Source organism: Burkholderia theae (assembly GCF_048565265.1).
Taxonomy (GTDB): domain Bacteria; phylum Pseudomonadota; class Gammaproteobacteria; order Burkholderiales; family Burkholderiaceae; genus Burkholderia; species Burkholderia theae.
This window is the reverse complement of the sequence record NZ_CP183461.1, coordinates 887925-910208: the sequence shown is the minus strand read 5'-3', so window position 1 is coordinate 910208 and position 22284 is coordinate 887925. Positions and strand designations below refer to the sequence as shown.

General features: G+C 68.8%; 18 protein-coding genes. 9 read left to right on the top strand and 9 right to left on the bottom strand.

Annotation, left to right across the window (positions count from 1 at the left end):
- Positions 1-43 precede the first annotated feature (43 nt).
- From ACN22W_RS04240 to ACN22W_RS04220, 5 genes are all read left to right on the top strand, one after another.
- Positions 44-1006, top strand: a complete 963-nt coding sequence (locus ACN22W_RS04240; protein WP_419686386.1) for an ornithine cyclodeaminase family protein — start codon at positions 44-46, stop codon at positions 1004-1006.
- On the top strand, positions 1003-1797 hold the full coding sequence (locus ACN22W_RS04235) for a helix-turn-helix transcriptional regulator (protein WP_412022380.1): 795 nt from the start codon (positions 1003-1005) through the stop codon (positions 1795-1797). The genes ACN22W_RS04240 and ACN22W_RS04235 overlap by 4 nt, the downstream gene beginning before the upstream one ends.
- Before the next feature lie 212 nt (positions 1798-2009).
- On the top strand, positions 2010-2741 hold the full coding sequence (locus ACN22W_RS04230; protein WP_419686384.1) for a DsbA family oxidoreductase: 732 nt from the start codon (positions 2010-2012) through the stop codon (positions 2739-2741).
- Between the two features lie 118 nt (positions 2742-2859).
- Positions 2860-4299, top strand: coding sequence for an MFS transporter (locus ACN22W_RS04225; RefSeq protein WP_419686383.1), 1440 nt, complete (start codon positions 2860-2862; stop codon positions 4297-4299).
- 292 nt (positions 4300-4591) lie between these two features.
- A complete protein-coding gene (locus tag ACN22W_RS04220; RefSeq protein ID WP_412022383.1) occupies positions 4592-5380 on the top strand; it encodes a sulfite exporter TauE/SafE family protein in 789 nt (262 codons plus the stop codon).
- A gap of 157 nt (positions 5381-5537) precedes the next feature.
- Here ACN22W_RS04220 and ACN22W_RS04215 read toward each other — a convergent pair whose 3' ends face one another.
- From ACN22W_RS04215 to ACN22W_RS04205, 3 genes are all read right to left on the bottom strand, one after another.
- Positions 5538-7376: a S10 family peptidase gene (locus tag ACN22W_RS04215; RefSeq protein WP_129513846.1), complete on the bottom strand. Its 1839-nt coding sequence runs from the start codon at positions 7374-7376 to the stop codon at positions 5538-5540.
- A gap of 612 nt (positions 7377-7988) precedes the next feature.
- Positions 7989-10079: a D-(-)-3-hydroxybutyrate oligomer hydrolase gene (locus ACN22W_RS04210; RefSeq protein ID WP_419686381.1), complete on the bottom strand. Its 2091-nt coding sequence runs from the start codon at positions 10077-10079 to the stop codon at positions 7989-7991.
- 138 nt (positions 10080-10217) lie between these two features.
- Positions 10218-10583, bottom strand: a complete 366-nt coding sequence (locus ACN22W_RS04205) for a BON domain-containing protein (protein ID WP_419686380.1) — start codon at positions 10581-10583, stop codon at positions 10218-10220.
- Between the two features lie 431 nt (positions 10584-11014).
- Here ACN22W_RS04205 and ACN22W_RS04200 point away from each other — a divergent pair, with 431 nt between their 5' ends.
- The 3 genes from ACN22W_RS04200 to ACN22W_RS04190 all read left to right on the top strand — a co-directional run bounded on the left by ACN22W_RS04200 (position 11015) and on the right by ACN22W_RS04190 (position 14196).
- Positions 11015-12457, top strand: coding sequence for a TAXI family TRAP transporter solute-binding subunit (locus ACN22W_RS04200; protein ID WP_419686378.1), 1443 nt, complete (start codon positions 11015-11017; stop codon positions 12455-12457).
- 84 nt (positions 12458-12541) lie between these two features.
- Positions 12542-13180: a DsbA family protein gene (locus tag ACN22W_RS04195; RefSeq protein ID WP_412022387.1), complete on the top strand. Its 639-nt coding sequence runs from the start codon at positions 12542-12544 to the stop codon at positions 13178-13180.
- A gap of 68 nt (positions 13181-13248) precedes the next feature.
- A complete protein-coding gene (locus tag ACN22W_RS04190; RefSeq protein WP_048242847.1) occupies positions 13249-14196 on the top strand; it encodes a LysR family transcriptional regulator in 948 nt (315 codons plus the stop codon).
- Between the two features lie 16 nt (positions 14197-14212).
- On the opposite strand, the gene ACN22W_RS04185 is transcribed toward ACN22W_RS04190, so the two are convergent.
- The 4 genes from ACN22W_RS04185 to xdhA form a co-directional block, all read right to left on the bottom strand.
- A complete protein-coding gene (locus ACN22W_RS04185; RefSeq protein ID WP_419686376.1) occupies positions 14213-14614 on the bottom strand; it encodes a polyketide cyclase in 402 nt (133 codons plus the stop codon).
- Between the two features lie 121 nt (positions 14615-14735).
- Positions 14736-15353 (bottom strand): xanthine dehydrogenase accessory protein XdhC, encoded by a 618-nt coding sequence (gene xdhC, locus ACN22W_RS04180; protein WP_419686374.1) that lies wholly within the window; start codon positions 15351-15353, stop codon positions 14736-14738.
- Position 15354: 1 nt separating this feature from the next.
- Positions 15355-17727, bottom strand: a complete 2373-nt coding sequence (gene xdhB / locus ACN22W_RS04175) for a xanthine dehydrogenase molybdopterin binding subunit (RefSeq protein ID WP_412022391.1) — start codon at positions 17725-17727, stop codon at positions 15355-15357.
- 18 nt (positions 17728-17745) lie between these two features.
- Positions 17746-19296, bottom strand: coding sequence for a xanthine dehydrogenase small subunit (gene xdhA, locus ACN22W_RS04170; RefSeq protein ID WP_129513838.1), 1551 nt, complete (start codon positions 19294-19296; stop codon positions 17746-17748).
- 348 nt (positions 19297-19644) lie between these two features.
- Between xdhA and ACN22W_RS04165 the strand changes: the two genes are divergently transcribed.
- Positions 19645-20859, top strand: coding sequence for an MFS transporter (locus tag ACN22W_RS04165; protein ID WP_419686371.1), 1215 nt, complete (start codon positions 19645-19647; stop codon positions 20857-20859).
- 84 nt (positions 20860-20943) lie between these two features.
- Here the strand turns inward: ACN22W_RS04165 and ACN22W_RS04160 are convergent, their stop codons facing one another.
- Positions 20944-21540, bottom strand: coding sequence for an RES family NAD+ phosphorylase (locus tag ACN22W_RS04160; protein WP_419686370.1), 597 nt, complete (start codon positions 21538-21540; stop codon positions 20944-20946).
- A 9-nt stretch (positions 21541-21549) separates the two neighbouring features.
- Positions 21550-22221, bottom strand: coding sequence for a hypothetical protein (locus tag ACN22W_RS04155; protein ID WP_419686369.1), 672 nt, complete (start codon positions 22219-22221; stop codon positions 21550-21552).
- Positions 22222-22284 lie beyond the last annotated feature (63 nt).

The following is a 22284-nucleotide window of genomic DNA, read 5'->3' as shown; positions in this document are numbered from 1 at the left end:
TCTTTCGAGACTGTGCCGTCCAGCCCCGACCGGAGATGTCCCCATGACGCAAACCGTCCCGACCCTGCCGCTGACCGTCGACGAAGCCGCGGTGCGCGCGGCCCTGCCGTCGCTCGACGTGCTCGGCACGCTGCGCCGCATGTTCGCGTCGCTCGCCGCGGCGCGCGCGGTGCAGCCGCCGCAGACCCTCACGCTGTTTCCCGAAATTGCCGGCGACTTCATCACGTATCTCGGCGCGCTCGCCGACGAACAGGTGTTCGGCGCGAAGCTGTCGCCATACGTCGTGACCGGCGGCAAACCGATCGTCACAGCGTGGACCGCGCTGATGTCGATGCGCACGGGCCAGCCGCTGATGTGGTGCGACGCGGGGCTGCTGACCGTCGAGCGCACGGCCGGCACGACGGCGCTCGCGGTCGACTGTCTCGCACCGCGCGATGCGCGCCATCTCGCGATCGTCGGCGCGGGCGCGGTCGGCCTCGCGCACCTGCGGCACACGGCTGCGCTGCGCGACTGGGAGACGATCCGCGTGTATTCGCCCGCACTCGCCGGCGACGCGGCGCTGCAGGCAACGCTCGCGCAGCTCGACCCGCGCGTGCGGCCGGCTGCGAGCGTCGAGGCCTGCGTACGCGACGCGGACGTCGTGATGCTGTGCACGTCGTCGGGCACGCCCGTGCTCGGCGACGGGATGCTCACGCGCCCCGCGCTCGTCACGTCGATCAGCACGAACGTCGCGCGCGCACACGAAATTCCGCCCGCGTGGCTGCCCGACATGGACGTGTACTGCGACTACCGGCACACGACGCCCGCGAGCGCCGGCGAGATGCAGATCGCGGCGGCCGACCACGGCTGGGACACCGCGCGGATCGTCGGCGACCTGCCCGCGCTCGTCGCCGGCACCTGCGCGGCGCCGTCGCGCACGCGTCACGTATTGTTCCGCTCGATCGGCCTCGGGCTCGAGGACATCGCCATCGCGCACGCGCTGTACACGCACCTGACACGCGCATGAGCGGCACGCGAGCGCGGGGCCGATACAATGGCGCAACCGCCGCGGCGGCCGCGCGCGGGCGCACGGGCATGCCGGCCACCGGCTCCGCGGCACGCCGGCCCGATGCGCCGCCCGGCTCCCGTCCACCCGAGATGGCGACACCGATGCGCAAGAAGAAATCCCCCGTCAAAGACCTGCTGCTCACCCGCTATGCGCCGATCGCCGACGGTATCGCCGCGCTGTTCTTCCCGTACGCGGAAGTCGTGATCCACGACCTGCACGACCAGACCGTGCTGTATCTCGCGAACAACCTGTCGAAGCGCGAGGTCGGCGACGATTCCGCGCTGGAGGAAATCGATCATTCCGCGCGCGAGCGCGTGATCGGCCCGTACGAGAAGCTGAACTGGGACGGACGGCGGATGCGCTGCGTCAGCAACGTGCTGTTCGACGACGAAGGCCGCCCGGCCGGGATGATGTGCATCAACTTCAACATCGCGGTGTTCGACGAGGTGCGCGCGACGCTCGACCTGTTCATCAAGGGCGCGGGCATCGTCGCGCAGCCCGACGAACTGTTCCGCGACGACTGGCAGGAGCGCATCAACACGTTCCTGCACGGCTGGCTGCACGAGCGACAGGTCGGGCTGAACGGGCTCACGCGCGAGCACCGGCGCGAGCTCGTCGAGGCGCTTTACGCGGAAGGCGCGTTTCGCGGCAAGAGCGCGGCGAACTACGTCGCGAACGTGCTCGGGATGGGCCGCGCGACGGTCTACAAGCACCTCAAGCATCTGAAGGAAACGCAAGGCGACGCGTAAGCCGCGTGCCCGGCGGGCCGCCCCGCCCCGTCTCGTCGCGGCACGCGGCAACGGCCGGCATCGCCCATCGCTACCGGGACGCAGCTTCCGTGTCTATGCTTCGTGATACGTCCGGCACGGGCCCGTTCCACGCGGGCCTGGCTACGACGAAGCGTCGAAACATAAAATGATATAGTCTCGGTTACATTTTTTTCTGCCGCCCGAAACCGCCCATGACGACCGCTCCCGCCCCGACTACCCGCCCGACCCTGACCGTCGAAATCTGGTCCGACCTGATCTGCCCGTGGTGCTGGATCGGCAAGCGCCGCTTCGACGAGGCGCTCGCCGCGTTCGCGTACGCCGACCGCGTCGACGTCGCGCTGCGCGCGTACCGGCTGATGCCCGGCCAGCCCGTCGAGCCGGTCGAGGCGATGCTCGGGGGCAAGTACCGGATGTCGCCCCCGCAGGTCGACCAGATGCTGCGCCAGGTGACCGACGCGGCCGCGAGCGTCGGGCTGCGCTACGACCTGCCCGGCACGCTCGTCGGCGACACGCTCGACGGCCACCGGCTCGTGAAGCTCGCGGAAGCGACCGGCCGCGCGCATGCGCTGACCGAGCGGTTGTACCGCGCGTATTTCTGCGAGCACGGCTCGCTGTTCGATCATGCGGAGCTGACCGAATTCGCGGTCGAAGCCGGGCTCGAGCGCTCGGCCGTCGAAGCCGTGCTGCGCAGCGACGCGTACCGCGACGAAGTCGAAGCCGACATCGCGCGCGCCGAGCAGATCGGCGGGCGCGGCGTGCCGCTGTTCGTGTTCGGCGGCCGCTACGCGGTGTCGGGCGCGCAACCGGCCGACGCATTCGCACAGGCGCTCGACCAGGCATGGCGCGACGGCATCGTCGAACTCGACGGCAGCGACGCGGCCGCGTGCGGCCCCGACGGCTGCGAACTGCCGGCGCGCTCGTAACATCCGTCATGTCCGGACGCGCGACTACGCGACGCTCCTGCCACAAACCGGCAGGAAGCCCGCGCCGTCGGCATCTACAATGCAGCCTTTCAGATAACTATCGGAAGGCGGCAAGCCCATGACTCACGGGATCCACGGCGAGAAGCGCTGGTACGCGCTGATCGTGCTCTGCCTCGGCGTGCTGATGATCGTGCTCGACAGCACGATCGTGAACGTGGCGCTGCCGTCGATCAGCACCGACCTCCATTTCACCGAAACGGCCCTCGTGTGGGTCGTCAACGCGTACCTGCTGACGTTCGGCGGCTGCCTGCTGCTCGGTGGCCGGCTCGGCGACCTGTACGGCCAGCGGCGCATGTTCCTCGCGGGCCTCGTCGTGTTCACGGTCGCGTCGCTCGCGTGCGGCCTCGCGCAATCGCAGACGATGCTGATCGCCGCGCGCGCCGTGCAGGGGCTCGGCGGCGCGGTCGTGTCGGCCGTCTCGCTGTCGCTGATCATGAATCTCTTCACCGAGCCGGGCGAACGCGCCCGCGCGATGGGCGTCTACGGCTTCGTCTGCGCGGGCGGCGGCAGCATCGGCGTGCTGCTCGGCGGGCTGCTGACGAGTTCGCTGTCGTGGCACTGGATCTTCCTCGTCAACCTGCCGATCGGCATCGCGGTCTATGCGATGTGCGTCGCGCTGCTGCCGCGCATGCGCGCGCCGGCCGCCGCCGCGCGGCTCGACGTCGCGGGCGCGATCACCGTGACCGCATCGCTGATGCTGGCGGTCTACGGGATCGTCGGCGGCAACGAAGCCGGCTGGCTGTCGACGCAAACCGTCGCGCTGCTCGGCGCGGCCATCGCGCTGCTCGCGCTGTTCATTGCGATCGAGTCGCGCACCGCGCATCCGCTGATGCCGCTCACGCTGTTCGCCGCGCGCAACGTCGCGCTCGCGAACGTGATCGCCGTGCTGTGGGCGGCCGCGATGTTCGCGTGGTTCTTCCTGTCCGCGCTCTACATGCAGCGCGTGCTCGGCTACGGGCCGCTGCAGGTCGGCCTCGCGTTCCTGCCGGCGAACCTGATCATGGCCGCGTTCTCGCTCGGGCTGTCCGCGCGCATCGTGATGCGCTTCGGGATCCGCGGCCCGATCGCGGCCGGCCTGCTGATCGCGGCCTGCGGCCTCGCGCTGTTCTCGCGCGCGCCGGTCGACGGCGGCTTCGTCTGGCACGTGCTGCCCGGCATGACGCTGCTCGGCATCGGCGCGGGCGTCGCGTTCAACCCGCTGCTGCTGGCCGCGATGAACGACGTCGATCCGGCCGATTCCGGGCTTGCGTCCGGGATCGTCAACACCGCGTTCATGATGGGCGGCGCGCTCGGCCTCGCCGTGCTCGCGAGCCTCGCGGCCGCCCGCACCGACACGCTCGCGGCCGCGCAGGCCGCACCGCTCGCCGCGCTGAACGGCGGCTACCACGCGGCCTTTGCATTCGGCGCGGCGTTCGCCGCCGTGGCCGCGCTGATCGGCCTCGCGCTGCGCATCCGGCGGCAAGACGCGGTCGAAGGCGTCGGCCCCGCGATGCATTGACCGCCGGCAGACGAAACCGGTCGCCGGCATCGAACCCGGGCGCGCACTGTCGCGCCCTTTTTTGCGCATGACGGGCGCCGCGCGCATTCCCGGTTCGTCATACCTTTCGGCCGATCACCGCCATCGGCCGCGCCCTCGTCCAAACGCCCGTTTCACACCCGCCCGGACGCCCGCCGTACGGGCCTTCCCGACCGATTTTTAACGCAGTCGTACACCAACCCGCCACTTTTGCGACAATGGCGGACTTTGACCCACGCGCCGCCGCCGAACGCCGCATAACCGCCTGCTTCCGATGTCGCTCCCCCATATCGATCTGCTGTACTCCCTGTCCGGTCTGTTCGTCGGCATCCTCGTCGGCCTGACGGGCGTCGGCGGCGGTTCGTTGATGACGCCGATCCTCGTGCTGCTGTTCGGCGTCCACCCCGCGACGGCGGTCGGTACCGACCTGCTGTACGCGGCCGCGACCAAGGGCACCGGCACGCTGGTCCACGGCCTGAAAGGCTCGGTCGACTGGCGTATCACGGGCCGGCTCGCGGCGGGCAGCGTGCCGGCCGCGGCGCTGACGCTGTGGTGGCTGCACACGCACGGGATGAACGCGCCGGGCACCGCGCGGATGATCCAGCTCGTGCTCGGCGTCGCGCTGCTGCTCACGTCGCTCGCGCTGATCTTCCGGCCGCAGCTCACCGCGTTCGCCGCGCGCAACCCGCTCGCGCCGAGCCCCGCGCGCACGCTGTGGTCGACCGTGCTGACAGGCGCCGTGCTCGGCGTGCTCGTGTCGATGACGTCGGTCGGCGCCGGTGCGATCGGCGTGACCGTACTGCTGCTGCTGTATCCGGCGCTCGCGACGACCCGCATCGTCGGTTCCGACATCGCGCACGCGGTGCCGCTCACGCTCGTCGCGGGCATGGGCCACTGGCTGCTTGGCTCGGTCGACTGGTCGATGCTGCTGTCGCTGCTGATCGGCTCGCTGCCCGGCATCGTGCTCGGCAGCCTGCTGTCGGCGCGCGCGCCCGAGCGGCTGCTGCGCAACCTGCTCGCCGCGACGCTCGTCGCAGTCGGCGTGCGGCTCGTGCTTGCATAAGCGGCTCGGCCGCCGTTTCCTGCGCGGTTAGCCCGCCCCTTCCCTGCCGGCGCACGACACGCCGGCCCGTCACCCGCCGTAAAAAGAAAAACAGCCCGACCGGCCTGCGCCGATCGGGCTGTCGTCCATCCGGGGCGGCGCGAGCCGCCCGCGGCGCTTACTGCCCCTGCTGCTGCAGTTTCTGCTGCTTGAGCTGCTGCGTGCGCGCCTGCAGCTTCAGCACGCGCTGCAGTGCGGTGCGGTTCGCGAGGATGCCGTCGTAGAAGTTGGCGAGATCGCTCTTCAGCGCGGTCCGCGACGCGTCGTTCAGGTAGATCATGTGGCCCGACGGGTAGTTCTTGATCGTCAGGTTCTGTGCCTTGATCGTCGGATCGAGCGGCATCTGCGCGAGCGTCAGCTCCGTCTGGTGGAACGGCGTGACCGCATCGAAATAGCCGTTCGCCGACAGCACCTTCAGGTCCGGGTTCACGCTCATCGTCGACGCCAGGTCGCCGGCCGTGTACAGCGTATTGCCGCCACCCTTGTTCGCGCCGGTCGGGTCCGTGTGGCTGAAGTCCCAGTTGTTGAAGACCTGGTCGTTCAGGTCCACGAACGACGACGTCGACGTGTACTTGAGGTCGGTGTTGATGTAGCTGTTCCACAGCACCGTGTACGCGCCGCCGACGTTCGTGATCGACGGATCGTTGCTGCCCGAGTTCGGCAGGATGTACGGCGCGATGCCCTTGCCCGTGAAGTTCGCGCGACCGTCGTACTGGCCGATCTGCGTGCCCGGCACGAGCGTCAGGAAGAACGTGTACGGCGGGTTGTCGTCCGACGACGGCACGTTGCCGAGCGCGGCCGGGTTGCCGAACGTCTGGATCAGCGATGTCGGATCCGTGCCGATGTACGAGCCCATCTGCTGCGCGGTCTGCAGGTTCAGGTTCAGACGCACGTTCACGAAGCCGCCGTCCTGCGGGTTCGGCTTCTGCACCAGCGGCGCGAGCGTGTTGTCCGCGTAGTTGCGGGCCTGGACCATGTACGCGTCGAGGTCGGTCGGCGTCGGGTTGAGCGTCGTCTTCTTCCAGTAGAACGCGTCGGCCGCGAGCGTCGGGAAGATGCCCGGCGCGGACAGCGCGTTCGCGTAGTCGAGAATCGACGACTGCAGCGTGATCCCGTTCAGGTCGATGCCGTCCTCATGCAGCACCCACGACACGACCGCGCTGCGGGCGGTGCCGTACGACTCGCCGTACAGGAACTTCGGCGAATTCCAGCGCGAGTACTTGGTCAGGTAGCGCTGGATGAAGCGGTCGATCGAGCGCGCGTCCTGGTCGGTGCCCCAGAAGTCCTTGTTCTTCGCCGGGGCGATCGCCGCCGAATAACCGGTGCCGACCGGGTTGATGAACACCACGTCGGTGCGGTCGAGCAGGCTGTCCGGGTTGTCGAGCAGCTTGTACGGCGCGGGCGGCGTGAAGTTCGGGAACGACGACTGCAGGCGCTTCGGCCCGTACGAGCCGAGCAGCAGGTAGACCGACGACGAGCCGGGGCCGCCGTTGTAGAAGAACGTGACCGGGCGCGGCTTCGACGGGTCCGGATTGTCCTGCGTGTAGGCGACGTAGAACATCTTCGCGTTCGGCGCCGACGTGGTCGGGTCGATCGTCGTCAGGTGGCCCGTGGTGGCCGTGTACTTGATCGTCTTGCCGCCGATCGTGACCTGGCGGTGCACGACCGCGGCACCTTCCGTCGAATCCGTGACCGCGTCGTTCGGCCCGGTGCCGTACACGTCGGTGTCGACGAACGGCTGGTCGGCCGGGGTGGCGGCCGTGGCGTTGGTGCTGGCCGACGTGCTGCCGCCGGACGTCGTCGCGGCCGCGGCGGCGGCCGAAGCGGTCGGGCTCGGCCCGTCATCTCCGCCGCACCCCGTGACGAGTAGCGCCGCGGCCGCGGCTGCGGCGAGCGGCAGGCTCAGTGTCGTTCCGAATAGCGCGAAACCGTCTTTCAAGGACTTCCGTGTCGTCATTATTGCCTCTCGAACAGAACGATAAATACCGCCGGCCGCAAAGGATCATTTGCGCCGACGCTCCGCACCGGGAATGCATTCGTTATGCGACGCACTCCGAGTTTTTTACCGAGTCGGCGAATACCGACCGGCATGATTTACCCCACCCATATTTTTGCGACTGCACAATGGAATCAATTCCATTGCAAACGACAATTCAATAATCCGCAGCAATGCGAATTCATTCCACGCATTCGCATGCGCACAAAATCGACAGCAAAACCATACCCAGCAAAGCCCGCCCGACAAGGGCGCTTCGCTTCCGACAGACGAACAATCCCCCTCGGCGAGATGCCGATTAATCGCGCAGCGGCGACCAATCCCAGCTCGAGCCGATTTAATAAAATCGAAAGGATCTATTAACTAAACGGAAAGGAATATTCTCGTATATGGAATTTATTAAATTAAGTGAAAATACCGGCGCATATTAGGGTCCTGATTTACCGCCGTAAAGTAATAATTTGTTACGGCGCTCGCCATTCGGATAAAAGGCGGCACGGGACCGATTCCATCCGACCAAAAGAAAAAGCCGGACGGCTGTCCGGCTTCGCGTTGGCGGCGCGGCGGGCGCCGTCAGAGCGGCACGTCGATCGCGCCGGCGCCGGTCGTGATCGCGTTCGCGCCGGGCGCGGTCGAGATCGGCGGCAGGTTCGCGCTCGTCAATGCGGGCGCGGCGCCCGGCGTGCCGCCGCGCGGCACCGTGCGGATCACCTGCGAGGGCGGCAGCGGCGCGCCGTTCTTCAGGTGCCGCCACATCAGGTTGAGCGCCTGCAGGTTGTAGTAGTGGACCGGCACGAAGCGCGTGTCGAAGCCCGGGACCGGCAGGAACGCGTCGAAGTGCTGGCCGTTCGTCACCTCGTAGAACACGAGCTGGCTGCGTGAGCCTTCGCTGATGCCGTTCTGCGCGACGTACGCGCGCGATGCGTGGTTCACGGGCACCAGCGCGTCGCTGCGGCCCTGCACGATGATCGCCGGCTTGCCCTGCAGGTTCGCGTTCACGCGCACCGCGTCGACGTTCGCCGGCATCCCGAGCATCCCGTTCGTCCACAGCTGGCGCAGGCACAGCGCACCCGCGAAGCTCGCGTCGGGTGTCGCGAGCCGGTGGTCGACGCCCGCCCCCGTGTTGAACACGAGGTCGATGCCGGACGTCGGCGGCACGCCGTTGCCGAGGCCGAAAACGGCCGGCATCGGCGACGTGGCGGGCGGCGCGACCGCGCCCGTCGCCGGGTTCGTCGTCGCGAAGCTGAAATTGCACAGGTTGTCGGTGACGCGCGAGCGCGTGTACGCGTTCGCATAGGTGACCGCGATCGCCGGAATCGCCTGCGAATCCCACATCGGCGCCTGCAGCAGGTCGGAGTCGGCGAGATAGCCGGCCGCATGCAGCTGCGCGAGCGCGTCGGCGGCCTGGCTCTGCGTATCGCCGCCCGACACGAGCCCCGCTGCTGCAAGCGTCGCGCAGCGCTGCGTGCGGATCGACTGCGTGGTCGCGGCCGGCAGCGCGCTCAGGTACGGCGCGCCGGCGAGCGACGCCGACGCAGCCGCACAGGGCTGCAACAGGTTCGCGAGCGTCGCGTAGTCGGCCAGCGGCCGGCCGAACGACGGCACCGGCTGGCCGCCCGTGCGCACGACCGCGTTCGGCGCCATCCGCACGTTGATCTGCGGCTCGCCGACCACGACCGCGGTGATCCAGCCGCGGCTGTCCTGCTCGGCCGCCGCGAGCGACGCGCCGCCGCCGTTGCTGACGGACGCGGCGATCGTCGTGATGTCGCCCGCGTGATAGCGCACGCCGTGATGCGAGCCGTCGATCAGCGGTCCGAACTGCTCGTTGAGCGCCCAGTACGCGAACTCGACCGACTGCAGCGTCACGCGCCCCCAGTCCTGCTCGGGATTCTGCTGCGAATGCGCGTGCTTGAACGCATAGCGGTTCGGGAAACGGTTGTTGAACGCCGCGAGATCGCCGCTCGTCACGTTCGCGGTAAACAGGCTCGCGGTGCCGGCCAGCACCGCGTTGGCGAGCGTGCCGTCGATCAGCGTGACCGTGTCGGAACCGAGCTCGTGCGCGCCGTTGCCGCCGCCCTTGTCGTTATAGGCCACCGCGCAGCCGCGCTTGAGCGCCCATTCGCCGGCGGCGGAGATCGCGCCGTACACGCCGCGCGAACCCGACGACGTCGCGGTGACGATGCATGGCTGCGCGGGATCGAAGCTGGCGGGCACCTGCACGAGCAGCGTCACGTTCTTGCTGCCGCTGCCGTCGTCGGAGTACGCGAGATATTCGGTGCCGGGAATCTTGCCTTCGCCGAGGGTGTCGTTGCCGTTCAGGTCGACGTTCGGCCCCCAGAAACGGCCGTAGCCGCCGTTCGCGCTCATGTCGACGAGCGCGCGGTAGTTCGACCAGATCGCGAGACGGCGCAGCTCGGCGCTCGTCGGCCGGGATGCGTTCGCGAAGCCGGGCGCGGTTGCCGCGCCGAGGCCGGTCTTGCCGAGGCCGGCCGTCAACAGGTCGTCGCTCGCGCCGTCGTAGGCGGTCGTGCGTACGCTGCCGGACACGAAGCCGGGCAACCGGTTACGCTCGGCCGACTCGTCGCCGTTGCAGGCGCCGAGCATCGCGACAGCGGCCAGCGCCGCACCGAAAACCATCCGCCTGCCCCACCCGAGCCTCGTCATCGCCGCCCTCTCGATATCGTTATCGGTCCGCCGCCGCGTCGCACGCGGTTCGCGGCCTCTGAAGCGCAAACGGGCTCCGGCATGCCGGAGCCCGCCTGAAAGCAGGCGCATGCGGCGCTCGCGCGCCGCCGCCCGGCGTTACTGCTGCTGGACCGTCAGCTTGTTCGTGACCGACGTCACGCCCTTCACACCCTTGGCCGCGGCTTCAGCCTTGTCGATCTGGTCCTGGGACGGCATCGTGCCTTGCAGCGAGATCGCGCCGCCCTTCGAGCGCACGACGAGGTTCGCCACATCGACGCCCGATTGCTTCGAAATCGCCTTGCGCACCGCGTAGCCGAGCTGGCGGTTCGCCTTCTTCGCGGTTTTCGCGGCGGCCTTCGGCGTGCTCGTCGCGGCCGCCGGCGCCTCGGTGGCCGCCGCATCGCTCGACTGCGCATACACGCTGCCCGACAGACAAGCCGCCAAGGCGGCGACACCCAACGCTCTCAACACGATCGACTTCATGCTATCTCCTTGTAACTCCGGAACGGCCGTGCACAGTACGGCCGGATACCCCCAAAGACAGCCGGCCCGCGCGCGAACGGGCGGGACAGCCGGTGATTTCCACGGCGATGCGAGAGAGGCGAGACGGGCCGGCAGCCGGCGCACGCAAGAGCGGGCCGGCCGGGCCGGACAGCCGCCGGCCGGACGCGCCCGGTCTCATTGCGTGCCGGGTCGCGCGCGAATCGGGCGCGGCTGCGTCGCACAATGTAATCCAGCGCCCGCGGAAGCGCAAAGCTTTTGACGCGGCGGCCCCCGGCGCTGTCGCCGCGCAGCCGCGCCACGGCCGCCCGACTCGCGCACGCGCGGCGAAACCGGGTACCATCGCCGCGAGAATGCGCATCGTCCACGACGACCGTCATCGATGCGTCACGCCAGCGTCATTCGCCGATCCCATGAAGCCAGCCCGCCCTCGCCCGCCTCGCCGCATCCTCGCCCGCTTCGTCGCGGTGTCATGGCGCGACCTCGCGCTGTCGATCGGCCCCACCGTGCTGCTCGCGGGCGCGGCCGTCTGGCTCGCGGTCAGGCTGATCCAGCCGGCGCCGCCGTCCACCCTCGTGATCTCGGCCGGGCCGCCCGGCAGCACGTACTGGAACGCCGCGCAGAAATACAAGACGATCCTCGCGAAGAACGGCGTCACGCTCGACGTCGAATCGTCCGAAGGGTCCGCGCAGAACCTCGCGCGGCTGTCGAACCCGAACGCGGCGGTCGACGTCGGCTTCGTGCAGAGCGGCATCGGCCCGAAGGAGCGCGACGAGCAGCTCGTCTCGCTCGGCAGCATCGGCTACGTGCCGCTCGCGATCATGTACCGCGGCCCGGTGGTCGCGCGCCTGTCCGACTTCAAGGGCAAGCGGCTCGCGCTCGGCGCGGAAGGCAGCGGCGCGCGCGAGCTGAGCCTCGCGCTGTTGAAGATGAACGGCATCGTGCCGGGCGGCTCCACCGAGCTGCTGCCGACCGCCGGCGAGGACGCCGCGACCGCGCTGCTCGACGGCAAGATCGATGCGGCGTTCCTGTCCGGCGACTCGACGCAGATCCCGGTCATGGCGAAACTGTTCCGCGCGCCCGGCGTGCACGTGTATTCGTTCACGCAGGCCGAAGCGTACGCGCGGCGCTTTCCGTACCTGACCGCGATCACGCTGCCGATGGGCGTCTACGATCTCGGCCAGAACCTGCCGCCCAGCGACATCCACACCGTCGCGCCGACGATCGAGCTGGTCGCGCGCGACTCGCTGCACCCGGCGCTGTCCGACCTGCTGATCGAGGCTGCGCGCGAAGTGCACGGCCACGCGACGATCCTGCAGCATGCGGGCGAATTCCCGTCGTCGGTCACGCGCGGCTTCCCGCTGTCCGACGATGCGGCGCGCTATTACAAGTCGGGCAAGACCTTCCTGTACCGGCGCTTGCCGTTCTGGGTCGCGAGCCTCGTCGACCGGCTGCTCGTCGTGATCGTGCCGCTGATCGTCGTGCTGATCCCCGGGCTGCGGCTCGTGCCGTCGCTGTACGGATGGCGCGTGCGCTCGCGCATCTACCGCTGGTACGGCGCGCTGATCGCGCTCGAACGCAGCGCGCTCGGCGAACACACGGCCGAAGAGCGCGTCAAGTTGCTCGACGAACTCGACGACATCGAGGAAGCCGTGAACCGGATGAAGATGCCGCTGGCGTACGCCGGGCAGTTCTACGTGCTGCGCGAGCACATCGGCTTCGTGCGCGAGCGGCTCACGTCGCACGACCAGGACACGCCCACGGGGCCGCCGGGCGCCGCCGGCCAGCCGCACGCAAGCACCGATGCCGCGCTGCCGGCCGGCGATCCCCCCCGGGCGACTCCCGGTTCCGCCTGAGCAGACGATCCGCGATCATTGCTGCAAGCGCGCACCGCCGCGTACCATGGAGACCGCCGTACGCCCCACCCTCTGGAGATCGTCATGACAACCGGCCTCGACACCGCCCAGCCCGCCTGGTTCTTCGACTTCGTGTCGCCGTTCTCCTATCTGCTGCTCGAACAGCATGACAAGTGGCCGGACGTGCCGTTCGAACCCGTCGCGGTATCGCTCATCGACCTGCAGCGCCACTGGGGGCAACGCCCGAGCGCCGACGTGCCGGCCAAGCGCACGTTCACGTACCGTCACGCGCTGTTTCGCGCGGAACAGCTCGGCATCCGCTTCAAGATGCCGCCCGCGCACCCGTTCGATTCCGACAAGGTGCTGCGCCTCGCGATCGCGCTGCGCGCCGATATCGGGACCGTGCTGGAAATCTTCCGCTTCATCTGGCGCGACGGCAACGATCCGTCGACGCCGGAAGGCTTCGCGGCGCTGTGCGAACGCGTCGGCGTCGGCCACGGCGACGAGTTGATCGAGTTCGAGGAGACGCATGCGCAGCTGGCCCGCAACAACGCGGACGCGATCGCGCTCGGCGTATTCGGCGTACCGACCTTCTGGATGAACCAGCAGCTGTTCTGGGGCGAGGACGCGCTGCCGATGGTGCTGTACTGCGCGCGCACGCCGAACTGGCTCGAATCGCGCGAGGTCAAGCGGATCAGCACGCTGCCCAAGGGTCGTGCGTGATGGCCGGTATCACGCACGGCAACGCGCGGCTGCGGTAAGGTTACGCTTCCCCTGAATAACCGGCACCGATGGAAGACGACGACCGTACCGCCTCGCTCGACATCTGGCTCGTGCGCGTATTGCGCACGCTGCTGCTCGAGCGCAGCGTCACGCAGGCCGCGCTGCGGCTGAACCAGACCCAGCCCGCGATCAGCACGGCGCTGCGCAAGCTGCGCGAGACGCTGAACGACCCGATCCTCGTGCGCGGCAAATCCGGGATGGTGCCGACCGAATACGGCGCGTCGCTGCTCGAAGCCGCGCAGCGCGCGCTGCGCGAAGTCGACTTCATCGCGACGCCGCACGGCGACTTCGACCCGTCGTCGGCACGGCGCACGTTTCGCGTCGCCGCGCCCGACTACCTGAACGATTTCTTCATGCCGACGCTGATCGAGCGCTTTCGCGACGCGGCGCCGCATGCGCACCTGGAAATCGATTCGCTGAATCCCGCGCTCGACCACGCGGGCGCGCTCGAATCCGGCGCGCTCGATCTCGTGATCGGCAACTGGCCGAAGCCCGACCCGCAGTTCGCGCGCCAGGATTTGTTCTCCGACACGATCGTGTGCCTGATGCGCGAAGCGCATCCGCTCGCACGGGTGCCGCTCACGCGCGAAGCGTATGCGTCGGCCGCGCACGTCGCGCCCACGCCGTACACCGGCGACAAGCGCAACGCGATCGAGATCGGCCTGGCACGTGCGCGCCTCACGCGGCGCATCGTGACGACGCTGCCTTACTTCGGGATCGTGCCGCAGGTGCTGCTGCAGTCGGACCTGATCTTCACGACGACGCGCCGCTTCGCGACGCACTATGCGCAGCTGCTGCCGCTCGTCGTCGTCACGCCGCCCGTGCCGTTTCCGCGTATCAAGAGCTACCTGCTCACGCATCCGCAGCCCGACCGCCCGACCGACATCGCGTGGCTGTGCTCGCTGATGCAGAGCGTGTCCGACGAGCTGACGGTCGCCCGCAGCCGCAAGCGCTGAGATGCAGCACGGCCGCTCAGGCCGTGCAGAAGGTTTCCTGCAGATGGGTCCAGCGCACGACGCCCGCCGCGTCGCGTTCGAACACGGCGGTCGCGCGACGCGCGGGCAGCTCGCCCGATGCCGCGTGCTGCGCTTCGAGATAGGTGATCACCGCATGCGACGTGTCGGCCGCGAGCACGCGAATCTCCGACAGCGTGATGCGCAGCCCCGGCTTCGCGCCGGCGAGCTTCGCGAACAGCGCATGCGTGCCGTCGCGGTCGACCACGCGGCCGTCGGTCAGGATCATCGTGAATTCGGCGGAGAACGACGCAAGCAGCGCGTCGAGTGCCGCCGGCGCGGTATCGACGCCGGACAACCAGCGCTCGATGGCGACGAGGCTCGTTTCGAGCGCGTCGAGATAAATCGGGTGATCGGACATGGCACCTGCACGGAAAAGCGCGGCCCGGTGCCGCGCGTTGCCGTGCAGTGTATGCAAAAACGCGCGGCCGTGTGCTGGGGCCCGCTCCCGCCGGTAACGGCCTTGCGCTCGCCGCGCGGCGTTACCGCGCGCAGGACACGTCGTCGCGCGCGCGCCCCGACGCGGCCGCCTTCGTGTCGGCCACCGGCATGCCCGAGCGCGCCTGCAGCAGCTCCGCGCACACGGCCACCGCGATCGCGCCCGGCGCCTTGTCGACGATGCCCGCAACGCCGATCGGGCACACCATCTCCACGAGCCGCGCCGGATCGACGCCGCGCGCGGCGAGCCGGCGCTCGAACTTCACGCGCTTGGTGCGCGAGCCGATCATCCCGAAGTACGCGTAGTCGCGCCGCCGCATGATCTGCGCGGCGAGCGAGAAATCGAGCGCGTGGTTGTGCGTCATCACGAGGAAGTACGCACCGGGCGGCGCCGCGTCGACGACGGCCTCCGGCGTGTCGGTCGGCTCCGGCTGCACGTTCGGCGGACATTCGTCCGGGAACAGCTCGTCGCGCGTGTCGACCCACTGCACGACGCACGGCAGCGCGCCGAGCAGCGTGACGAGCGCGTGACCGACGTGCCCAGCACCGAACAGCACAATGTGCATCGGTGCCGGCGCGCCGGTCGCGCGGTTGCGCTGGCCGGTGCCCTGCGCGAACGTCGGGTTCGGCGCGGCGCGAAGCGAGCGTGCGGGCCCGTTCATGTCAGCCTGCCTGAACCGAACCAACCGCGCGGGCGGCACGCACCGCACTCACCGCGCGCAGGATCGACTCGCCGGTGGCCGGCGCGTCGAGCGGCGGGTTCACCTGGTAATCGCCGACCGCCGCGATCGCGTCGCGCACCGCGAAGAACACCGAGAACGGCAGCAGCAGCGGCGGTTCGCCGACGGCCTTCGAACGGTGGATGCTGTCCTCGACGTTGCGGTTCTGGAACAGCTTCACGTTGAATTCGGGCGGCGTGTCGTTCACGGTCGGGATCTTGTACGTGGACGGCGCATGCGTCATCAGCTTGCCGCCCTTGTTCCACCACAGCTCCTCGGTCGTGAGCCAGCCCATCCCCTGGATGAACGCGCCTTCGACCTGGCCGACGTCAAGCGCCGGGTTCAGCGACGCGCCCACGTCGTGCAGCGCATCGACGCGCAGCGTGCGCATCTCGCCCGTCAGCGTGTCGATCACGACTTCCGACACGGCCGCGCCGTACGAGTAGTAGTAGAACGGCCGGCCCTGCAGCTTTGACTGATCCCAGTACAGCTTCGGCGTCGCGTAGAAACCGTCGGACCACAACTGCACCCGTGCGAGGTACGCCTTCGCGATCACTTCGCCGAACGGCACGCCGTTGCCGCCGACCCACACGAAGTCGTTGCCGAACTTCACGTCGGCCGCATCGACCTTGCCTTCGCCGAACTGCTTCGCCGCGAACACCGCGAGCCGCTCGCGCAACTGGCGCGCCGCATCCTGCGCGGCCTTGCCGTTCAGGTCCGAGCCCGTCGACGCAGCCGTCGCGGACGTGTTGGCGACCTTGCTCGTGTCGGTCGCGGTCACGCGGATCCGGCCGAAGCGGATGCCGAGCTCGTGCGCGACGACCTGCGCGACCTTGGTGTTGAGCCCCTGCCCCATCTCCGTGCCGCCGTGGTTCACGAGCACCGAGCCGTCGGTGTAGATGTGCACCAGCGCGCCGGCCTGGTTGAAGTGCGTGACGTTGAACGCGATCCCGAACTTCACCGGCGTGATCGCGATGCCCTTCTTCAGCACCGTGTTGCGCGCGTTGAATTCGCGCACGCCCGCGCGCCGCGCGCGGTAGTCGCTCGTCGCCTCGAGTTCGCCGAGCAGCTCCTGCAGCACGTTGTCCTCGACCGTCTGCCCGTACGGCGTCACGTTGCGTTCGGTCTTGCCGTACAGGTTCGCGTAGCGGACGTCGAGCGGATCGAGGTCGAGCGAACGCGCGACGTCGTCGAGGATGTACTCGATCGCGAACGCGCCCTGCGGGCCGCCGAAGCCGCGGAACGCGGTGTTCGACTGCGTGTTGGTCTTGCCGCAGTAGCCGGCGATGTCGACGTCGCCCAGCCAGTACGCGTTGTCGAAGTGGCACACCGCGCGCGTCATCACCGGGCCCGACAGGTCGGCCGAGAAGCCGCAGCGCGACGTCATGTCGAGCGCCACGCCATCGAGACGGCCGTCGTCGTCGTAACCGACGTCGAAGCGGTAATGGAAGTCGTGCCGCTTGCCGGTGATCATCATGTCGTCGTCGCGGTCCGGGCGCAGCTTCACCGGGCACAGCAGCTTCCACGCGGCGAGCGCCGCGCAGCACGCGAACAGGCCCGACTGCGATTCCTTGCCGCCGAACCCGCCGCCCATCCGGCGGCACTCGACCAGCACGTTGTGCGACGCGACGCCGAGCACGTGCGCGACGAGGTGCTGCATTTCGCTCGGGTGCTGCGTCGAGCAATACACGTGCATCCCGTCGTCGTCCTTCGGCACCGCGTAGGCAATCTGCCCTTCCAGGTAGAACTGCTCCTGGCCGCCGAGCAGCATCTCGCCCGACTCGCGGTGCGGCGCGGCGGCGAGCCGTGCGGCCGCATCGCCGCGCGCGAGCTTCAGCGGCGGGATCACGTAGGTCTCGGCCTTGCGTGCCTCCTGCGCGGTCAGGATCGCGGGCAGCTCCTCGTAGTCGACCTGCGCGCGGCGCGCGGCGAGCCGCGCGGTTTCATGCGACGTCGCGACCACGATGAACATCGGCTGGCCGACGAACTGCACGATGCCCTTGGCGAGCACCGGGTCGTCGTGAATGATCGGGCCGCAATCGTTGACGCCCGGGATATCGTCGGCCGTGAACACGGCGACCACGCCCGGCGTCGCGCGCACCGCGTCGAAGTTCATCGACACGATCCTCGCGTGCGGCTTCGCGGACAATCCGAGCGCCGCGTGCAGCGTGCCGGCAACGACCGGAATGTCGTCGGTGTAGGTGGCGCGCCCGCTCACGTGCAGGTGCGCGGATTCGTGAGCGCGCGATACGTGCACCTGCGCGGCGTCGGCTTGCGGGTCGAGGGTACTCAGGAACGGTTCTGCTTGCTGGTTCATTTTCGGTGTTCTCCGTCTTCAGACGCGCGCCGCGTCGGCGCCGGCTTCGGCGGCCACTTCACGCACATTCAGGGCTTGCGGCGGCAGCGGGTCGTGCGGGCGCGTCTCCAGCCAGAATCGATACATCAGGTTCTTCGCGGTATCGAGGCGGTACGTGCTCGTCGCGCGCATGTCGGACAGCGGCTGGTAGTCGCGCTCGAGCGCCTGCATCGCGGCCTGCGCGGTGGCTTCGTGCCACACCGCGCCGTCGAGCACGGCTTCGGTGTGCGTCGCGCGCTTCGGCGTCGCGGCCATCCCGCCGAACGCGATGCGCGGTTCGCGCACCGTATCGCCGTCCGCGATGAATGCGAACGCCGCGCACACGGCCGAAATGTCGGAGTCGAAGCGCTTCGACAGCTTGTACGTGCGGAACTGCAGCTTCTCGCGCGCACCGGTGCGGGTCGGCACCTTCAGGCCGACGACGAATTCGTGCGGCGCCATGTCCTTCTGCTGGTAGCCCGTGTAGAGCGCCTCGAGCGGCAGCTCGCGCACCGTGTCGCCGCCGCGCAGCACGACCCGCGCGCCGAGCGCGATCAGGCCGGGCATCGAGTCGCCGATCGGCGAGCCGTTCGCGACGTTGCCGCCGATCGTGCCCGCATTGCGGATCGGCAGCGACGCGAAGCGCTTCCACATCTCGGTCAGTTCCGGGTACGTGCCGGCCAGCGCCGCATACGCCTTCTCGACCGTCACGCCCGCGCCGATCTCGATCCAGTCGCCGCGCTCCACGAGGCGCTGCAGTTCGGCGATCTGGCCGACGTAGATCAGGTCGTCGAGCCGGCGCATCTGCTTCGTGACCCACAGGCCGATGTCAGTGCTGCCCGCGAGGATCCGCGCGTCGGGCCGCTCGGCCTTCAGTGCGGCCAGCGCGTCGAGCGTGCGCGGCGCCGCGAAGCGCGCGCCGTTGATCGTGGCGTAGTCGAACGTGTCGTCGCGCTTGAGCGATGCGAGCGTGCGGGCGAGCGCGGCCGTGTCGACCGGTGCCGACGGCGCCGGCGCGTCGAACATCTGCACCGCCGCGTCGACGATCGGGCGATAACCGGTGCAGCGGCACAGGTTGCCCGTCAGCGCATCGGCGATCTCGGTGCGCGTCGGCACGTCCTTCGCCTTCGCGCACGTGCTGGCGCTCGCGCAGCCTTCGTGGCCGTGCTTCTCGTACAGCGCCCACATCGACATCACGAAGCCGGGCGTGCAGAACCCGCATTGCGAACCGTGGCAGTCGACCATCGCCTGCTGCACCGGATGCAGCGCGCCGTCCGGCTGGCGCAGGTCCTCGACCGTCAGCAGCGCCTTGCCGTCGAGCGTCGGCAGGAACTGGATGCACGCGTTGACGGCCTTGAACTCGACCGCGCCGGCGTCGGTCAGCTCGCCGACGACGACCGTGCACGCGCCGCAGTCGCCTTCCGCGCAGCCTTCCTTGGTGCCGGTGCAATGCGCGTCCTCGCGCAGATATTGCAGCACGGTGCGGGTGACGTCCGCGCCGCTGACTTCGCGGATCGCGTGACGATGGTAGAAGCGAATCGGCTCACTCATGTCTCTATGATTCTTCAAATGGGGGGCAAAGCGGCCTGCGCGGGGCGCTCGACCGACGTTTTTCTGACAGTTTGCACGCTATCACCATCAAATTCCGCAACCCATAGCCCATCACGCATGGGGCCCATATAACTGCCGCGATATGAGCGCCGGGGCCGCCCGGCGCCCCTTCGCACGGTGCTCCGCGCGCCTCTCCGGCATGCCCTCGCCGGTTCGCGAGCGATGAAATCGGGTCGTGATTAACTAAATGGTACCTGCGTGAAAACCGGTTCCATGGGAAAATCCCGATTCCGCTTTTCGCCGTCTTCCGTTCCGTCACGCTCCGTTTCGCTCAATCGTTCCGACCCCATGTCTACCGACTCCGCCACACCACCGCGCAGCGGGTTCGCGGTCACGCTGCAAATCGTGTCCGTCGTCTGCTTCACGTTCATCTGCTACCTGACCATCGGCCTGCCGCTCGCGGTGCTGCCGGGTTTCGTCCATGACGACCTCGGTTTTTCCGCGATCGTCGCGGGTGGCGCGATCAGCGTCCAGTATTTCGCGACGCTCGCATCGCGGCCGCTCGCCGGGCGCTTCGCCGATACGCTCGGCCCGAAGCAGACGGTGCTGCGCGGGTTGATCGGCTGCGGCGTGTCGGGTGTGCTGCTGCTCATCGCGCTGCTGCTCGCGCACTGGCCGGTCGCGAGCCTCGTGCTGCTGGTCGCGAGCCGGCTCGTGCTCGGCGTCGGCGAGAGCCTGTGCGGCACCGGTGCGATTCTGTGGGGCATCGGCCGGGTCGGCGTCACGCACAACGCGAAGGTGATCTCGTGGAACGGCATCGCGACCTACGGCGCGCTCGCGCTCGGCGCGCCGGTCGGCGTCGCGATCGCGCATACGCTGAATCCGGCGCTGATCGGCGTGCTCGTGATCGCGCTGGCGGCGACCGGCTTCTACCTTGCGCGCCTGATCGCCGCCGTGCCGCTCGTGCATGGCGAACGGATGTCGTATGCGAGCGTGTTCACGCGCGTGCTGCCGCACGGCCTCGGCCTCGCACTCGGCTCGGCCGGCTTCGGCTCGATCGCAACCTTCGTCACGCTGTACTACGCGGCGCGCCACTGGCCGAACGCCGCGTTGTCGCTGACCGTGTTCGGCACGCTGTTCATCGGCGCGCGCCTGCTGTTCGCGAACACGATCAAAACTTACGGCGGCTTCCGCGTCGCGATCGTGTCGTTTGCGTTCGAATGCGCGGGCCTCGTGCTGCTGTGGCTCGCGCCCGTGCCGCACGTCGCGCTCGTCGGCGCCGCGCTGACGGGTTTCGGCTTCGCGCTGATCTTCCCCGCGCTCGGCGTCGAGGCGGTCGCGCTCGTGCCGCCCGCGAGCCGTGGCGCGGCGCTGTCCGCGTACTCGGTGTTCCTCGACCTGTCGCTCGGCATCACGGGCCCGCTCGCCGGCTATATCGCGGGCGCGTTCGGTTATCCGCAGGTGTTCCTGTTCGCGGCGGCGGCCGCCGCGGCGGGCGTCGCGCTGTCGATGGTGCTGTACCAGCGGCAGGCGCGCGTTGAGGGAAGCGGCGCGGCGGCGTAGGCGCCCGGGCGCGCGACGCATCTCGCGCGCCTTCGGAATGTCCCCAACGCGAAGCCGCCCGCCGGGCGGCCGGCGATACGCGGCTTAACGTGGCAGTATGTTGAAGTCCCGCAGCACGCGGGCAGCGTCGGCGTGGCGCCGGAACGGAACGGCTTGTGCCAGCCTGACTTTGGGTCCTGCACGATCGAAGAGCACGAGCGCTTCCGACGTGTTGATATGGCGTGACATATACAGAAAACCGTCGACCCGACGATCATGCCCGTGCACAGCGAGCGACCATTGTTGTGGGATGTCGTACGGTACGACAGTCGACAGCGCGCCATCGCCGCCGAGGATTTTCAGCGGCACGCCGTGCAAGATGGCCACCGTCAGCGGCGAACTGGTGAACGAAAGCACGAAGCGCTCAAGCTCGGTCGTCACGAGCGGAAAGCCGCCAGCGGCGAGATCAGCGACTTCGTCGTGCAGCACAGTCTCGGCGAACGCGCAGTGCAGGTCGAATCCGAAATAGCTGGTGCCATACCGGCGCCGCTTGCGCGGGTCGTCGAAACGATTGCCACCCGACTTGCCGAAGTATGGCTCGCCCGTCTCGTATCGGGAAACGCGCACCAGCGACGCCGGTGCAATCTCCCGCGTGACCAGCGTCGCATTCGCGAAATGTTCGCTCGGCAGCCTCAACGTCAACCGCGCCTCCTAGCGTTCCGCGAACGCCGCCGCGGCACGCTCCACCTCGGCAGGCTTCCCTGCCGACAGCGCTTCCAGCGGCGTGGTTTTGCCAAGGGACGCCTTGGGTGTCGTGAAGAATTGCCATTTGCTCCACCCCGGCAAACCACCCAGGCGTTGTGTCACCTTCCCGAGCGTCTTGCGATCGATATCTCCCGTCAGATAGAAGGCCGGGTAATACTGCACCGCCCCCACGTCGACCGTGAAGATGCGCCCCGACGCGACCGCCTTGCTGAGCGCCTGCCGCGTTATGCCGAGCGCTGCCCAGAACTCCGCGGCCGATAGCAGCGCGCCCTGCGCAACGAGCGCCCGCCGTTCGGCCAGCGCGCGCTGCTCGAAATCGGCGACTGCGGCATCCGCGCGCGCCAGCGACTTCGCATGTTGCTTCGCACGGCGGGATGGTTGTCGGTCGCGGGTCGCGGCGGCCGCGATGCCGAACGTGATCGTGCCCGCCAGATCGATGACCTGGGCGATACCGATCTTGAACAGATGCCCGAGTTGTTCGTCCGACAGCTTGAGCAGCGCACGAGCCCGATCGGGCCCGAGCATGGTCGCGGCCCCAACGGCGCTGCGCAACGCCTCCTCCGTCTCGACATCGAGAATCTCAGCCGCGCTTTCAAGTGCACGAGCCTGCCTGACCATCTCCGCCTCCTTACCCAACCGGAGATGCCAGCCTAGCCCCGAATCGAAACCAAGTCAACCAAG

What these genes read in the sequence shown, in the direction of transcription:
- ACN22W_RS04220 (WP_412022383.1), top strand. Translation starts at nt 4,592, where the DNA reads ATGTCGCTCCCCCATATCGATCTGCTGTACTCCCTGTCCGGTCTGTTC.
- ACN22W_RS04225 (WP_419686383.1), top strand. Translation starts at nt 2,860, where the DNA reads ATGACTCACGGGATCCACGGCGAGAAGCGCTGGTACGCGCTGATCGTG.
- ACN22W_RS04185 (WP_419686376.1), bottom strand. Translation starts at nt 14,614, where the DNA reads ATGTCCGATCACCCGATTTATCTCGACGCGCTCGAAACGAGCCTCGTC.
- ACN22W_RS04205 (WP_419686380.1), bottom strand. Translation starts at nt 10,583, where the DNA reads ATGAAGTCGATCGTGTTGAGAGCGTTGGGTGTCGCCGCCTTGGCGGCT.
- ACN22W_RS04230 (WP_419686384.1), top strand. Translation starts at nt 2,010, where the DNA reads ATGACGACCGCTCCCGCCCCGACTACCCGCCCGACCCTGACCGTCGAA.
- xdhA (WP_129513838.1), bottom strand. Translation starts at nt 19,296, where the DNA reads ATGAGTGAGCCGATTCGCTTCTACCATCGTCACGCGATCCGCGAAGTC.
- ACN22W_RS04195 (WP_412022387.1), top strand. Translation starts at nt 12,542, where the DNA reads ATGACAACCGGCCTCGACACCGCCCAGCCCGCCTGGTTCTTCGACTTC.
- ACN22W_RS04210 (WP_419686381.1), bottom strand. Translation starts at nt 10,079, where the DNA reads ATGACGAGGCTCGGGTGGGGCAGGCGGATGGTTTTCGGTGCGGCGCTG.
- ACN22W_RS04165 (WP_419686371.1), top strand. Translation starts at nt 19,645, where the DNA reads ATGTCTACCGACTCCGCCACACCACCGCGCAGCGGGTTCGCGGTCACG.
- ACN22W_RS04155 (WP_419686369.1), bottom strand. Translation starts at nt 22,221, where the DNA reads ATGGTCAGGCAGGCTCGTGCACTTGAAAGCGCGGCTGAGATTCTCGAT.
- ACN22W_RS04240 (WP_419686386.1), top strand. Translation starts at nt 44, where the DNA reads ATGACGCAAACCGTCCCGACCCTGCCGCTGACCGTCGACGAAGCCGCG.
- xdhB (WP_412022391.1), bottom strand. Translation starts at nt 17,727, where the DNA reads ATGAACCAGCAAGCAGAACCGTTCCTGAGTACCCTCGACCCGCAAGCC.
- ACN22W_RS04235 (WP_412022380.1), top strand. Translation starts at nt 1,003, where the DNA reads ATGAGCGGCACGCGAGCGCGGGGCCGATACAATGGCGCAACCGCCGCG.
- ACN22W_RS04200 (WP_419686378.1), top strand. Translation starts at nt 11,015, where the DNA reads ATGAAGCCAGCCCGCCCTCGCCCGCCTCGCCGCATCCTCGCCCGCTTC.
- ACN22W_RS04190 (WP_048242847.1), top strand. Translation starts at nt 13,249, where the DNA reads ATGGAAGACGACGACCGTACCGCCTCGCTCGACATCTGGCTCGTGCGC.
- xdhC (WP_419686374.1), bottom strand. Translation starts at nt 15,353, where the DNA reads ATGAACGGGCCCGCACGCTCGCTTCGCGCCGCGCCGAACCCGACGTTC.
- ACN22W_RS04215 (WP_129513846.1), bottom strand. Translation starts at nt 7,376, where the DNA reads ATGACGACACGGAAGTCCTTGAAAGACGGTTTCGCGCTATTCGGAACG.